Origin of the sequence: Coleofasciculus sp. G2-EDA-02 (assembly GCF_040226375.1) — a bacterium.
GTDB lineage: Bacteria > Cyanobacteriota > Cyanobacteriia > Cyanobacteriales > Coleofasciculaceae > Coleofasciculus.
Window position 1 is genome coordinate 70,912 of record NZ_JAVKEW010000083.1, and the last position, 15,065, is coordinate 85,976.

At 45.6% G+C, this 15,065-nt stretch carries 9 protein-coding genes; 3 read left to right on the forward strand and 6 right to left on the reverse strand.

The window, feature by feature from the left end:
* Positions 1–125: 125 nt before the first annotated feature.
* From RLO19_RS08860 to RLO19_RS08870, 3 genes are all read right to left on the reverse strand, one after another.
* Positions 126–2,327, reverse strand: coding sequence for a GumC family protein (locus tag RLO19_RS08860; RefSeq protein ID WP_446355636.1), 2,202 nt, complete (start codon positions 2,325–2,327; stop codon positions 126–128).
* Positions 2,328–2,682: 355 nt separating this feature from the next.
* The gene (locus tag RLO19_RS08865; RefSeq protein ID WP_446355637.1) at positions 2,683–3,837 is read right to left on the reverse strand and encodes a glycosyltransferase; all 1,155 of its coding nucleotides are present in this window, start codon (positions 3,835–3,837) and stop codon (positions 2,683–2,685) included.
* A gap of 231 nt (positions 3,838–4,068) precedes the next feature.
* A complete protein-coding gene (locus RLO19_RS08870) occupies positions 4,069–5,574 on the reverse strand; it encodes a glycosyltransferase (RefSeq protein ID WP_446355638.1) in 1,506 nt (501 codons plus the stop codon).
* A gap of 181 nt (positions 5,575–5,755) precedes the next feature.
* Between RLO19_RS08870 and galT the strand changes: the two genes are divergently transcribed.
* Positions 5,756–6,754, forward strand: a complete 999-nt coding sequence (gene galT / locus RLO19_RS08875; RefSeq protein ID WP_446355640.1) for a galactose-1-phosphate uridylyltransferase — start codon at positions 5,756–5,758, stop codon at positions 6,752–6,754.
* An 80-nt stretch (positions 6,755–6,834) separates the two neighbouring features.
* On the opposite strand, the gene RLO19_RS08880 is transcribed toward galT, so the two are convergent.
* From RLO19_RS08880 to RLO19_RS08890, 3 genes are all read right to left on the reverse strand, one after another.
* Complete coding sequence (locus RLO19_RS08880; protein WP_446355642.1) at positions 6,835–7,707, reverse strand: Rpn family recombination-promoting nuclease/putative transposase; 873 nt, start codon at positions 7,705–7,707, stop codon at positions 6,835–6,837.
* Between the two features lie 213 nt (positions 7,708–7,920).
* Positions 7,921–10,068, reverse strand: coding sequence for a tetratricopeptide repeat protein (locus tag RLO19_RS08885; RefSeq protein WP_446355644.1), 2,148 nt, complete (start codon positions 10,066–10,068; stop codon positions 7,921–7,923).
* A gap of 35 nt (positions 10,069–10,103) precedes the next feature.
* Complete coding sequence (locus tag RLO19_RS08890) at positions 10,104–11,498, reverse strand: DUF308 domain-containing protein (RefSeq protein ID WP_446355646.1); 1,395 nt, start codon at positions 11,496–11,498, stop codon at positions 10,104–10,106.
* Between the two features lie 318 nt (positions 11,499–11,816).
* Here RLO19_RS08890 and pds point away from each other — a divergent pair, with 318 nt between their 5' ends.
* Both pds and crtB read left to right on the forward strand, forming a co-directional pair.
* Complete coding sequence (gene pds, locus RLO19_RS08895) at positions 11,817–13,250, forward strand: 15-cis-phytoene desaturase (RefSeq protein ID WP_446355648.1); 1,434 nt, start codon at positions 11,817–11,819, stop codon at positions 13,248–13,250.
* A gap of 566 nt (positions 13,251–13,816) precedes the next feature.
* The gene (crtB, locus tag RLO19_RS08900; RefSeq protein ID WP_446355655.1) at positions 13,817–14,743 is read left to right on the forward strand and encodes a 15-cis-phytoene synthase CrtB; all 927 of its coding nucleotides are present in this window, start codon (positions 13,817–13,819) and stop codon (positions 14,741–14,743) included.
* Positions 14,744–15,065: the final 322 nt, after the last annotated feature.

Sequence of the window (15,065 nt, forward strand, 5' to 3'; positions counted from 1 at the left end):
CTATTTCACAACTATTTCACAACTCATTGAAACGCACTATAGTAACCCTTAGATGCGGGCGAATTAATAAAAGAATCGGTGTCCTATGTCCGATAGTCCAGCCACTACCCAATAAGCAATAACACTTAGTTAAGGTCTAGTAATTGACTTTTACTCTGCTGAGCATAAGCAACATAACGATTTGTATAACTACTAGCACCATTTGCCACCACACCGATCGCGTTTAAGGGACTGAGCAGATTGGTTGCCTCCATCAATTCTGATTGTGTCACCCGATCTAAGCGGGCAACCAATACCACACCCCGACAAAAGGAAGCCGCTTGCATGGCATCGACAATGCCCAGAACTGGCGGAGTATCAAGTAAAACCAAGTCATAACGCTGTTCAAAGGTTGCCATTAATTGCTTCATTCGTCGAGAACCGAGTAACTTAACCGGATCGGGTGGCGTTGGTCCAGCCGTTAACACCTCAATCTCGACACCGAATAGGGAAAGCTGTTGCGGCTCGAACTCTAGGGTTTGATCAGCAAGTAGGGTTGCCAGTCCTTGAGCATTAGACAAGTGAAGCTGTTGGTGCAGTGTTGGACGGCGCAAATCCGCATCAACTAAGAGTACCCGTTGGTGTAAGCGAGCGGCACTAAATGCTAAACCCAATACAAACGTGGACTTCCCCTCACCAGGTAGGGCGGAGGTGACAACCAGAGACTTGAGTATGGCATCAGCATTTAGAAATTGGATATGTTTATAAATCAGATCTAACGATTCCCGCAAGGGCAAAGATTGCAGCATGGGGAGCGTTTCCGGTTCAGGAGTGGGTGACTTACTGAAGGGAAAGTGCATCAGCCGTCCATTGGTACTCAAGCGCGGCAATTGGGGTAAGATACCCAATAAAGGCAGTGCCACCTTTTGCTTCAACTGATCTGAGGTATGCACGGCATCATCTAGCGCTTCCCGTCCAAAAGCAGCCATTCCACCCAAGAAAAACCCAACCACCACAGCCAACATCAAATCCTGCTTCCTGTTAGGTCCCATTTTCTTGCCCAACTGGGGAGCTTCCACCACTTGCCATTTAAATCCCCCCCTAGCGATTTCAATGCTTAACTCCTGTCGGGCTTCGAGGAGTTTTTGCAGGGTATTGCGTTCAACTTGCACTTCGGGTTGCAGGCGTTCGTACTCCGCTATCAGTTGGGGAAAGCGACTGAGTTGCCCTTGGAGTTGCTGCTGAGTTTGTGCCAAACTCTGATCCCTTGCTTCTAGGGCTTCCAGAGATGTTTTAGCTTCCACAAGCTGGCGTGAAAGCTCCAAGTCTGTATCTCCCAACTGTCCAGCTTTCTCTAAGCTTTCTGTTGTTTCTACTCGCACTTCTCCTAATACCCGATTGGCTTCTGCTTGCAACAGTTCCTGCTGGCGCTGACGCTGTTTCAGCAGGTTCTGTACACTGGGTTCGGCATCGGTAAATCTCACCCGTTGCTCTGCTAAGGCGAGTTCTGTCTTTTGCAGTTCATCCAGCAGGGTTTGGTAACGGGATGACTCACTTAAGCGGGAAGCGGTGAGTGCCTTTTGGGGAGAACGTGCCAGTTGTTGTTGTAGTTCCTGATAACGCGCCCTTGTTTCTTGTGACTGAGCGTTAATTGCCTCTCGCTCTTGCTTAATCGTGTTCAGCCTTTGTGTCACCGTTGTGGCTTGCTGCTGCGGATCAATCAGGTTTTGGGTTTGGCGAAATTGTTCTAGGGCTTGCTCTGCTTGGCTGACGCTCTGTCGTGCCGTGGGTAACTGGTTATTGATAAACGCTAAACCTTCGGCGATGCGTTGTTGCTGCTGCTGGAGGCTGAACTCCTGATAAACCTTTTGAATCGCTTCTAAGACGTTTTGGGTTTTAACTGGATCATTGCTGGTATAATCCACTTGCACAATCTTGGTCTCTGTTTTGCCCTCCTGCTTCCGGGTAACCGTCAACGATTCCTTAAGCGCTTCCACCTCAAGGTTTGGGTATCGCGGGTGGAGCAAATCCACGGCTTGTTGCAGAAGTTGAGTACTCCTCATCAGGTTTAACTGGGTGGCATAGTCTACTTCTAGATTCGAGTCCTTAACCTGATCTTCAAAAGCCGGTTGTCTATTTTGATTATTTTCTTTAAAATAAGGCTCAACCAATAGCTGCATGGAACTCCGGTAGGTAAGCGTTTTGGTCAGCGACAGAGGAATCGCGATCGCCAAAATCCCACAAAATACACCGAAAAACCAAAAGCGTCGGCGGACTAGAATGGCAAACAGTTGCCCGTAACCAAAATCGGTATCTGCTCCCTGGGTACTATTTGATGTCACTGTCACGATTGCTCAACTGGAATGGATAAATGAGAGAGAATGATCCGGTCTAAATCCACCTAAAATGCGGCAAGGGGGCGGACGCTATAACCGCCTCGGTTATATCAAGCGCAGCGAGTACCGCCAAGGGTTTAGCGTCTGGAGAATTGCCGCTGGCAGGGGTCAAGAGGATTGAGATTTTTATCTAGAACATTACTTTGAGTCACTCATTACTGGTAAAGTTTGCCTCGACGGTGTTAAGACTCGGTACTTTCTAGCAAGCACTGCCTTTTCCGAATGAGCTGTTTAACTTGCTAGTTGTAGAGCAAAGAACTGGCACGCATTCTTTGGTACGAACGTTAACTCTTAGTCTTAACGGCTGCTAGCAAGAGCTAGCCGTCTGGTCAACAGGCTCATTAAAGCCCACACCATACCCCCTAGGGTTGGTGTGCGGTAGTTGACACACCTGCTCCATCAGTTGTGTCACTTTGCCAAAAAATACAGCTTCTGAGAACTTACTCAGAGCATAATGACGAATCTGGGCATAATCCCATGTTAGTTGATTGAATTCAATTAAGGCGGCATGGATGGCTTCTGGGGTTTGTTTGTTGAAAAATACGCCCGTTTTGCCTGGGATTTGGGTATCGATTACTCCTCCTGCACCATAAGCAATCACCGGGGTGCCACTGGTGTTGGCTTCAATGGGAACTAATCCATAGTCTTCTAATGCTGCAATAATTACCCCCTGTGCTTTCGACAGATATTGCTTACGCTCTTTGTCACTCACATAGCCAAGAAATTTAATGTTTCCCAAAGCTTTGGCTTCAAGACGTTCTCTTTCGGGTCCTTCCCCTGCAATCAGTAAAGTCCACCCTAGCCAATTAAAGGCTTCCACGATAATATCGATGCGTTTGTAGCTGATCATGCGGGAAGAAACATAGAAATAATCCTCCTTGCGATCGTCAAAGATAAACTTGCTGGTGTTAATTGGATAGTGAATGACTTGTGCGGGTTTCCCATAGATGGTTTGAATGCGCTCAGCCACCGTTGTTGAATTGGCAACATATAGATCAGGTTCCTGAGCGTAGGTGATATCTAACCTTCTGAGCCGATTAAAGATTTTTTTAATCACCGGGGAATAGAGTCGATAATCTTTGTATTCCCGCAGGTAGGTTTGGGTGTCCCAGAGAAATCTGGTAACGTTATGACAAAAACAAATATGGGTAGCGTCAGGATGTTTCCGCACGCCCTTGGCAAAGCTGCTGGTGCTGCTAATGATTAAATCATAATCTTGCAGGTCTAATGCCCGAAACGCTGGATAGTAGAAGGGCGCCAAGAGTCGGAAGTACTTGGTTGCGCCGGGAATGTTTTGCAGTTGCGTGGTGTTCACCATGCGATCACCTAACTCAATGGTTTGCTGCGGATCGTATAGTGATGTAAATATGTCTGCTTCTGGGAAGTAGTTACAAAGCAGTTCAAATACCCGCTCTGCCCCTCCTCGTTGGGTCAGATAATCATGCACTAATGCAATTTTCATGTCTTATAATTATTCGCACCCTGCATTCAACTATCTCTGTTTACAATTGAATGAAGACACCTAAAGGACGTTGAAACTAGACACCTTATTAATATTATCCTCCTAAAAAATGAATTTGTCAATACAAATTATTAAATAAACTTATAGTCCCCTTTTGGGAAAAGAAGGGGTTAATGGAAACGGTTAGTCAAGCTTTTCAGTCCCATTGGTGTTCACGAACATTTAAACTGACTATGTGGTCATGCCAAAGTAGAGTTGACTCAATTGAGCCAAAGAAACATCGTTTTCCGGTTGGGGATTACGTAAGAACGGATGAATCGGGAGTCGCGGTACTCGACGATTGGTTTTGGGTGACGATAAAATCTGCTCAATTTGGTTTAAATAACCTTGAGCCGTACTCTCCCAAGTATAGTGATTTAATACCAGTTGCTGAGTAAGTTGAGAAAAACTCTGCCATTCGGGTTGATTACAGATTAACCGCTCCAATCCTCGCGCCATATCCGCCGGATCATCGGGGTCAATAAAAACGCCATAGTCTTGATTGTCTGTATGCAAGCTTTCCGTGATTCCCCCATTCTGGGTAACGACGACCGGTAATCCAGCGGCGGCGGCTTCTAAGGGGGCTAAACCAAAGGGTTCAAACAGAGAGGGTAGGGCAAATACCGAGCGGCGCTGGGCTAAAAAGCGATAGGTTGCGGCTAGGGCGGGTTGATCGGGAACGCAAAAGGCGCTAATTTTGCCCCATAAGTTATGGTCATTGACAACTTGGCGGATTGGTGATATTACCTTTTGTTCTGTTTGTTCATCCTTCACCTTCTCGTGTAGGGGATTATCCAACCCAGCCGTAATTAACACAATATTGGCTCGTTCTTGCAAGGTTGGACTATAGGCAAAAGCTTGGACAAGTCCCAAGAGGTTCTTTTTGGGATCTAATCGACTCGATGCCAAAATTACGGGTAAATCGCGCCGCGACTCAGCAAGATCTCGCGCTAGTTTCTGTTGAACTAACTGGTATGTAGCCTCTTCGTTGGGGGAGCGAACCTCAGCACTAAACATCGCGGGGTCTACTCCCGGTGGAATGACTGCAAAGCGAGCATCGTTATGGACATCAACGGCGTCCCGATAAGCCGGATGACTATATTGCTGGAGGCGTTCTTGGCGAGTGTTGGTAATGTTGAGTGCCGAGTGATTCATGCTGAGGCGTTCTACCACTAAACGGCGTCCAAAGAAGTAATACTCGTTCATTTGTGCCAAATTTTCTGGCGTCACGTTTAATTTGTCCATCTTCTGGGCGCCAAGGGAATGGGCGGTAAACGTGAAGGGTACGCCTGTTTGGTCTTCAATTAATAGACCCGCGAGTCCCCCATCTGCATAGTGGGCGGTCATGATGTCCGGAATTTCCCCTTGTTCTTGATAAAATTTCAGAATATTGGGCACCCAATCTCGAACCAGATGAGTCCAGAGTAACTCTTTGCGTAAAAATTCCTTGGGTCCGGCGGGTAAGCGGACAATCCGGACATTTTCTACACCGGAATAAGCATCAAAGGGTTCTGCAAACCCCTCCCACTCTGGATCGATGATTTGACGGGTGAGAATATCAACCCTGTGTCCCTGCGCCGCGATCGCGAGGGCGACTTGCTTGACGTAAACCAGTTGACCACCAAAATCGGGATGTTCTGTAATATACCTATCATCTGGGTCAAAGTTGCCCTGGGGGTTAAGAAAGCCGATGTACATTGTCTGAATGATGAATAGTGAATGATGGACGCAACGGATGAGTTGACATCAGACAAATGATGTCTGAATGATGAAAGATAGACGAAATGAATGAGTTGACATCAGACAAAATTCCGCTCAGAACGACTATCGATAACTATAGGACAACGATTATTAAAGTACATTATAGGGTCTAGATAGTATGCAATCCGGACAAATCCGACTCAACAAGGTAACGCAAGAATGGGTGATTTATGCACCTAGTCGGCGTAAGCGTCCCCAGGATTTTCAGCAAAAGAGTCGCCAAAAACCATCTTTAGGTATTAAACCCCAAGATTGTCCCTTTTGTCCCGGCAATGAACATAAATCTGAGTCGATTGTTCTGGAGATGCCAAGCCGACACCACAAAGGCTGGCAAACAAGGGTCGTACTGAATAAGTTTCCGGCATTAATTCCCAGTGAAGATAGAGCTCGATCTCAGAAAGGGATTTATTTAATGATACCTGGTTATGGTCAACATGAAGTGATTATTGAAAGTCCTGATCACTATCAAGATATTGCCACAATGTCAATTGAGGACGTAGAAACTGTGATTGAGACCTATCACAAGCGCTACGTCTCACTCATGCAAGTCCATAAAAACATGATGGCAATTATTTTTCGCAATCATGGGATGAAAGCGGGTGCATCGTTGAGTCATCCTCATTCTCAAATGATTGTCACAGGTATGGTTCCTCAAAACATCCGTTGGCGAGAACAAGAAGCCCAGCGATACTATGATCAATGGCAACGGTGTGTTTACTGCGATATTTTAGAGTTTGAACGGCATCACGGCAGACGAGTGATTGCCGAAAATGAATCGTTTCTGGCTTTTGTGCCTTTTGCCGCTGATGTACCTTTTGAAATTTGGATTATGCCAAAAGAACATGAGGCAGATTTTGGTAGTATCTCCGCTATAGAAAAAGCACATTTTGCTTTAATTCTCCAAAATGTCCTGACTCGCTTATACAAAAAACTAAATGACCCTGATTATAATTATGTTATTAATACCGCTGCCCGTTACAAAGCAGAAGAACCGCAAGTTCACTGGTATTGCCAAATTAGCCCTCGGCTAACTACCCCAGCCGGATTTGAACTCGGTTCTGGAATTAGTATCAATCCTTCTTTACCTGAAATTGATGCCGATTTTCTAAATTCTTAAGTTTATTGGTCATCCGCGATCGCACTAGGGATCATTTCAGGGACAGTACACAGTACAACATTATTTCCAGGTACTTAGTTCTACAAATTTTCAGACTCTTTCTCGCGCAGTTCTCGAACGGCTTCCATACTTAATCCCGTTGTTAGCGCGATCGCTTCGTCATCCAGTAGGGTGAGTAGCTTTTTAGCAATAGCCCGTTGTTCTTCTTTTTTGCCTTCTTGACGACCTTCTTGACGACCTTCTTCACGACCCAGAGCAACCGCTCCTTGCTGATCATAAATAAACATTTCTCGACGCTCCAAATCTTCTAGTTCTTCGAGGGTTAGGTTGGCTTGATTGGCAATTTCAAAGGCGCGGTGGAGTTCCGGAATATTGTCCATATTTGTGGGAACTTCATCGAGCGATCGCGCTGATTTGATAAAGTAAATCCATTTATCAGTAATCGTTTCTAGTTCTTCAATTTCTTTGGTAAATTTTGGTAATTCAACAAAAATCAGTTCAATATCGTTTTCGGGATAAACATAGCCATCGGATACTTCTCGATAAACGAAGCGGGAGGTAAACTGATGGCGACCAGGGAACATCTCAAAATCAGTCAAGGTTAGAGCAATGACTGGTTTAAGCATTCGGTAGCCTTCTCCTTTTTGCAGTTGAAAGCCATAGGTCTTGGCAGCGTTGAACAAGACTCTCTTCCCAAAGGATTGCACATTCAGCACTTGCATTTCAATGATCACCAGTGTGCCGTTTTTCAGTTGAGCTTTGACATCAAGGTAAGTATCTTTTAATCCCTCAACTTTCGGTGGTAAGTTGGGATTGATGATTTCTAAATCTTCAATGGTAGAGTTGCCGTTATAAATCAAGGCATTGAGAAAACTAATTAAAATGCCTTTGCTTTCAGCGGAACCAAATATTTTCTTGAATGCGTAATCAGTTTTGGGATTGATAAATCTCATCGTTTTGCTCAAAACATGAGGTTTTAACCATTATACACTAAAAACTTATCTAATCCTTCATAAGTAGGTCGGTAGCAATAAATTTACCTATATTAAGTTTTGTAAATATCCCTCAAGTCATTACATAAACGCAGCTATATTCTCAAAAGAGGGAGTATGACGAATCACGAATGACGAATGACGCTCCTCACCGTTAACTGTAATTGTCCCCACCTACTTATTTGCTTGTTCAAAACTCGCGATGGCTTCGTCTTCTCTGCCTAAATTCCGTAAGGCTAACCCGCGATTATTCCATGCTTCTGGATAGTCTGGTTTTAATTCTAATGCCTGATCAAAGGAAAGAATGGCTTCGTCTTCTCGTCCTAAATTCCTTAACGCTAACCCGCGATTGTTCCAGGCTTGGGCATAATCAGATTTTAATTCAATCGCTTGTTCAAAACAAACCATTGCTTCTTCATACCGCCTTAAATTATCCAAGGCTAAGCCGCGATTATTCCAGGTTTCTGGGTTATCTGGCTGATGATCTAAGGCGTGGCTGAAACTGATTAAAGCTTCTTGATAACGTCCTAACTGGATTAGGGTAACTCCGTGATGATTCCAGGTTTGGGGATCATCAGATTGTAGGGCTAAGGCTTTATCATAGCTCTCTAAGGCGTCTTGGTAGCGTCCGACGCTTTCTAGGGCAATCCCTCGATTCGCCCAGGCTTCAGCAAAATTGGGTTGAATGGCTAAGGCTTGATCATAACTCGCGATCGCAGCTTCCCAGCGCCCTTCATTTAATAATAGATTGCCTCGATTTACCCAGGCGGGGTACAGTTTCGGTTGGAGTTCTAGGGCGTTATCAAAGGTGGTAATGGCAGCCTCTGGGCGGTCTAAATGCATTAGGATTAACCCTTTATTATACCACGCCTGGAAATAGTCCGGCTTGAGGGTAATTGCCCGATCAAAACTGTTAATCGCTTCCTCTAAGCGTTCCAACTGACACAAAACCGTTCCCCGATGTTTCCAAGCCTCCGGGCGATCAGGGTAGGATTCAAGCACGCGATCCAAACAGGCGATCGCCTCTTGGGGACGTTCTAATTGCATTAAGGCAGTACCTTGAATATACCAAGCATCTACATAGTCGGGTTGAATTGTCGTCGCTTGCTGACAACTAGCGATCGCGTCTGCTAAATGCCCTAATTGAAATAATAAATGACCCCGATAAAACCAGGCTTGGGCATAGTCGGGTTTCAAGGTTGTCGCTTTATCCAAACAGGCGATCGCCGCGTTGGGTTGTTCTCCCTGCATCAGCGCCATTCCCTGCATGTACCAAGCCTCAGCATAATCAGGATTGAAATAGGTAGCATTCTGGCAACTCGAAACCGCTTCCCGATACCGTCCCAAATTATATAATGCGCTGCCCCGATTACCCCAGGCGGCGTAATCATCGGGTTTAAGCTGCAAAGCTTGATCATAAGACGCGATCGCATCCTCTAAATGCCCTAAGCTAAATAGGGCATTACCGCGATGAAACCAAGCTTCTGGGTAATTGGGTTGTAATTTAGTTGCCTTTTCGCAGCTTATCAAGGCTTCAGCATAGCGAGTTAAATGAAACAGAACCAATCCCCGATTGTTCCAGGCTTCTGGGGCATTTGGTTGTAATGTAACCGCTTTCTCATAACTCGCTAAAGCGTCTTCTAAACGTTCTAGTCGATACAACGTATTCCCTTGCTGAAACCACACCTCGTAATCATTGGGCTGTAGCGAAACCGCTTGTTGCCAACTATCTAACGCCTCAGTATAACGGTTTAAATTAAACAGTAGCCAACCTTTATTTTTCCAAGCGTCCAGATAATGAGGATTTAAAGTTGTGGCTTGGTTAAAGCTAGCCAAAGCCTCCTCTTTCCGTCCCCCATTCATCAACACCAACCCTTGCATATACCAGGCTTGCACGTAATCCGGTTGACAGCTAGTCGCTTGTTTACAACTAGCTAAAGCCTCCTCATACTGTCCTAAGTTATACAGCGTACTTGCCCGATTTCCCCAAGCCACTGCCAAAGCAGGATTAAATTGCGTCGCTTGGTTATAGCTCACTAAAGCGTCCTCTAGGCGTCCTAATTTAAACAGGATATTTCCTTTATTAAACCAGGCTTCTGAGTAATCTGGTTTCAACGTAATCGCCTTTTCATAGTGCGTCAACGCCGCGTCAAACCATCCCAAATGAAACAAAGTATTTCCCCAATGGAACCACACCTCCGGCATATCGGGGTGTAATTGGGCAGCCTGATCAAAACTCGCGATCGATTCCCCGTAGCGCCCAATCTTAAAGTATTCAATTCCCTGCTGCAACCACTGATTAGCTAAATATGCATTTGTCATTTGTCATTTGTCATTTGTCATTCGTTAAAAACTATTTAACTGCGATCGCGAAACAGAAGGATAAAAGCAATCACCACAGTTATCACCCCTGTGCTAATACTTCCCCAAAATACAGTCGTGAAAAAGAAGGGTGTATCTTTGGCGGGGGGCAGTTGTTCGACCAAAACCGTCGCAGCAATACTGCTGACAATCAATCCGATACCAATTAAAGCGACTGTCGTATTTAACGTGCGATTACTCTTTGTTTGTTCAATACCACTTACGCTACCAATCGTCCGAATCAAATTTTCCATCAATGGTAATCCTGGACGAAATGTCGCGCCATCCGTGGCAACTTGTTGCAGATATTTTTCATTTGCCACTTCACTAAAGTGGTTCAAAAATTTCAAATAGCTGCTTGTTTCTCGTTCTAGCTTTTGAATCCGCTTTTGATAATTTTCTAAATTTCCCTGAATCGTTGTCATATAATACTCTAGGTCATTTAAATTCATGGCATAATCCGATAATGTGGGTAAAGTCTGGATTAAGGTTGATTGAAGTTCTTTTAAATTCAAGCCTTGGGCAGGGATGGGATTTGGCAAGGTACGGACACTGGCAACTAAACTTCTAATCTCATAGGACTGAAGTTTTAACTCTTGGGTACGGCAGCGACTTTGCCAGTATGCCCAAATAATTTTATGGCGATAACTAAATAAGCGGATTAAATCTAAGTGAATATCATACATATTTTGCCGAATTTCTGTAACTTTTTTCCCAGCCGGAAACATACAGATTATCAAATGATAGTTTTCTTGACTAAAAGACGTCCAGTCTTGCTGCCAATTATCGGGAGAATGCCAATATTCAAATACCCTTGCTCCCAACAATCGTCCTTGTTCTCTAAATTCAGGAATCCATTTAGGATTGGGGGTGAGTTGTTCATAACAGTCTTTAGCCAATTGTTTGGGATCTTGATTACTATCAGCAATTTGTACAGACACTAGCCAAGTTTGACCAATTGTGCCTTGCTTAGTGGGGAGCAGTTCCCAAGTATTAAATTGATTATTAATGTGAGAAGCAATAATTTTCTTGAGTTTGCTTAAGGTTTCAATGCGTTGGGTTGCATCATTAGGTTGTTTGGTTTCAGCATCTTTATAGTCCCCCGAACAATTGACTTGCAGGGCGTAAATATCCCCAAGTTGTAGCACCCGATAGTATCCATCTATGGGAGATTCAAATGCCTTAACCAAGAGTTGAACATAATCAGCTTCGGGATTTTCTAGGGCGGCTAATTGGCTGAGTTGGTCATTGTCTAAGCTGGGATCGATTTTTTGCCAAAACTGTTGGCGGTGTTGATTGAATTCATGTAGAGATTGACCGAAACTATCGCGCAGATCATACAAGAATAGATCGACGGTAGGGTAGATTAGCTGAGTCGGTTTGTTCATCATTGATGACACGGGGAACGGGGGTGGGGGAGATGGGGGAGATGGGGGAGATGGGGTAGGAAGTTAACTCAACATTCACGCGCCAGGTTTCCTTGAGCCTAGGGTTGGGTTTCTCCATCCCCAGAGGTTGCGGTCTAAAGATAGCAGATTTTTCTCCACAGCCCCTTTAGCCCCACAGCCCCTTTAGCCCCTTTAGCCCCACAGCCCCTGGAGCTAATTCTATGAAGTCGGCAACAGTTTTTACCAAATGTAACGGATTGCAAAGTATAATGAAATCCAGATTACACCGACAAGCACCTAACTAAAGAGTATTACTATCAGATGCGAGTTGCGATCGCTGGAGCGGGTTTAGCTGGACTTTCCTGTGCCAAATATCTCACGGATGCAGGTCACACCCCTATTGTTCTAGAACGTCGGGACGTTCTCGGCGGAAAAGTTGCCGCTTGGCAAGACGAAGATGGGGACTGGTACGAAACCGGGTTACATATCTTCTTCGGTGCCTATCCCAATATGCTACGGCTGTTTAAGGAGCTAGATATTGAGGATCGGCTACAGTGGAAAGACCATACCATGATTTTCAATCAGCCAGAGAAACCGGGTACCTACTCTCGGTTTGATTTCCCGGATTTACCGGCGCCGATTAACGGAATTATTGCGATTCTACGGAATAACGATATGCTGACCTGGTCGGAGAAGATCCGGTTTGGCTTGGGTTTGATTCCAGCCATTATCAATGGTCAGAAGTATGTTGAACAGATGGATAAATATTCCTTCTCCGAGTGGTTAGGGCGCCAAAACGTACCGCCACGGGTAGAAAAGGAAGTCTTTATCGCCATGACGAAAGCCCTTAATTTTATCAACCCCGATGAAATTTCGGCAACCGTGGTGTTGACCGCGCTGAATCGCTTTCTCCAGGAAAAGAATGGGTCAAAAATGGCATTCCTGGATGGTTCCCCAACGGAGCGCCTCTGTAAACCCCTGGTAGACTATATTACGGCAAGGGGTGGGGAAGTGCGATTAAATGCTCCGGTGAAGGAATTTTTACTCAATCCGGATCAGACGGTACAGGGATTTTTAATTCGGGGTGAAAATGGGGACGAAGTGCTGACGGCGGATGCTTATGTATCGGCAATGCCTGTAGATCCCTTAAAGTTAATGATGCCTCAATCCTGGCGCGAGATGGAATTTTTCAATAAGCTAGAGGGGTTAGAAGGGGTTCCGGTGATTAACCTACATCTGTGGTTTGACCGGAAATTAACAGATATTGACCATCTACTATTTTCGCGATCGCCGCTTTTGTCAGTTTATGCTGACATGAGCAATACCTGTCGGGAATATGCCAACCCTGACCGTTCTATGCTGGAATTAGTCCTCGCCCCGGCTAAAGATTGGATTGGTAAATCCGATCAGGATATTGTTGAGGCGACATTGGCAGAACTTAAGAAACTTTTCCCCAAGCATTTTGACAATGATACCCCTGCCCAGTTGCTCAAGTATCACATCGTCAAAACCCCACGTTCAGTTTACAAAGCCATTCCGGGACGACAAGCCCATCGCCCCTCCCAAGAAACGCCCATCGCCAATTTTTATCTGACTGGCGATTACACCATGCAACGTTACCTTGCCAGTATGGAGGGTGCCGTACTTTCTGGTAAGCTGACATCGCAGGTGATTGTCAGGCGTCATGAGTCAGGAGGGTTAAGTCAAAGGGTGTTTAAGCCAGTGGACAGTAAAGAGGTTGTCGGGGCGGGTTGAGAGGAAACTTGATCACCCTAATCCCACTATCCATCTCTACGTACAGACGTGATCTGCCGCGTTTTTATACGAAAGACGTGCCAAGGTACGTCTAGACATGACTTTTTGACCGCCAACTGTTATTACTTGACCCAGGATCTACTCCTTAGCCCATGACAACTCCACAAACTGATTCGATGGAGTACGGTGTGGGCTTCTCTAGGAGCCTTTGTCATTAGCCTGAGTGTTTCGCCCTTGTCAGAAGCACGCTCGTTATCCCAGAATATATAGGCACTTGGTGAATGTACAGACCTAGCATGCTAAGTCTCTACGACAAGTCGTGTTCTAGTTCTGAACACTGCGGTTCTTGGATTTGACATTCGGCCCTGTGGAGAGGGGAAGTGTTGAGAACAGAAAACTTGGGGATAACATTGTCTCAGAACACCACATCCTCCAAGGATGCAATGCCACTAAGAAGGGCATTATTTACTAGCGATTCATCCCACGTTGCTGCCGTGAGTAGCAAGCTCAGGAGGTCAGGCGTGGGTAACCTATCGCAAAATAAGCTAACCGATTGCCTGCAACGAATGCTTCAATTGCCTAAATCTCCGCCCATGAGAAAGCTGGTTCCTGAATCTGAGGCTTATGAAATCTGCCGTCAGATTACAGCCAAATACGCCAAAACGTTTTATCTGGCTACCTTACTTATGCCAGAAGAAAAGCGTCGTGCGATATGGGCAATATATTTCTGGTGTCGGCGAACCGATGAACTGGTGGATGGTCCCCAAGCCCGTTTAACGACGCCGGAAACCTTGGAACGCTGGGAACAGCAGTTAGAATCGGTTTTTGCGGGACAGCCAATCGAGGACGCGGATGTGGCGTTAGTGGATACGTTGCAACGATTCCCGATGGATATTCAACCGTTTCGGGATATGATCGCGGGTCAACGGATGGACTTATTCCGCAGCCGTTATGAAACCTTTGAAGAACTTCAGCTGTACTGCTATCGTGTGGCAGGTACGGTGGGGTTAATGACGAGTCCAGTGCTAGGATTTGACTTGGCTTGGAGTCAAACGTCCTGGAATGGTCAATTTGAGACGAATCCAGTAGAGGAAGCGATCGCGTTAGGGATTGCTAAACAGTTGACAAATATCCTGCGCGATGTTGGCGAAGATGCACAAAGGGGTCGAATTTATCTGCCATTAGATGAATTGGCGCTATTTAATTATACCGAAGATGATTTATTTAAGGGAGTTGTTGACGAGCGCTGGCAGGAACTGATGCGCTTCCAAATTCAACGGGCGCGTAAGTTTTATACTTACGCGGAAAAGGGTATTGGGGCGCTGAGTCGGGATGCTCGTTGGCCCGTCTGGGCGGCTACGATGCTGTATCAGGGGATTTTAGATGTAATTGAGCGTAATAATTATGATGTGTTTACGCAACGGGCTTATGTGTCTAAGGGGCGGAAGTTGCTTTATTTACCAGTAGCGTGGTTAAGGGCGCAAGCACTTTAAGAATCATTGGTCATTGGTCATTTGTTTTTGAACATTACTGGTAGGGGCGCACCGACGTCATCCGTGTCAACTTAAGGTGGAAACCAATGCTGACAAGGTTTTTAGCTGTGTCTGTCTGATCCTCGACATTTTCCCCCTCATCCCCTAACCCCAACTCCCACCCCCCTCATTCCCCCCTACCCCCCTCGTTCCCCCCTACAAGAGCAGGGAGGACAGAGGATGCTTCGCTTTTTTTGCATGGGAGAAGGGGAACCGGATTCTCTTGCTCCCCTCTCCCTATCCCCCCCTTTTTTACCCCTTTTTTTCTTTCCCCCTTTTTTTC

Bases quoted from the DNA above. Each gene is read 5' to 3' on its own strand.
- RLO19_RS08865 (WP_446355637.1), bottom strand. From the start codon at position 3,837: ATGAAAATTGCATTAGTGCATGATTATCTGACCCAACGAGGAGGGGCA.
- RLO19_RS08870 (WP_446355638.1), bottom strand. From the start codon at position 5,574: ATGTACATCGGCTTTCTTAACCCCCAGGGCAACTTTGACCCAGATGAT.
- galT (WP_446355640.1), top strand. From the start codon at position 5,756: ATGCAATCCGGACAAATCCGACTCAACAAGGTAACGCAAGAATGGGTG.
- RLO19_RS08880 (WP_446355642.1), bottom strand. From the start codon at position 7,707: ATGAGATTTATCAATCCCAAAACTGATTACGCATTCAAGAAAATATTT.
- RLO19_RS08885 (WP_446355644.1), bottom strand. From the start codon at position 10,068: ATGACAAATGCATATTTAGCTAATCAGTGGTTGCAGCAGGGAATTGAA.
- RLO19_RS08890 (WP_446355646.1), bottom strand. From the start codon at position 11,498: ATGATGAACAAACCGACTCAGCTAATCTACCCTACCGTCGATCTATTC.
- pds (WP_446355648.1), top strand. From the start codon at position 11,817: ATGCGAGTTGCGATCGCTGGAGCGGGTTTAGCTGGACTTTCCTGTGCC.
- crtB (WP_446355655.1), top strand. From the start codon at position 13,817: ATGCTTCAATTGCCTAAATCTCCGCCCATGAGAAAGCTGGTTCCTGAA.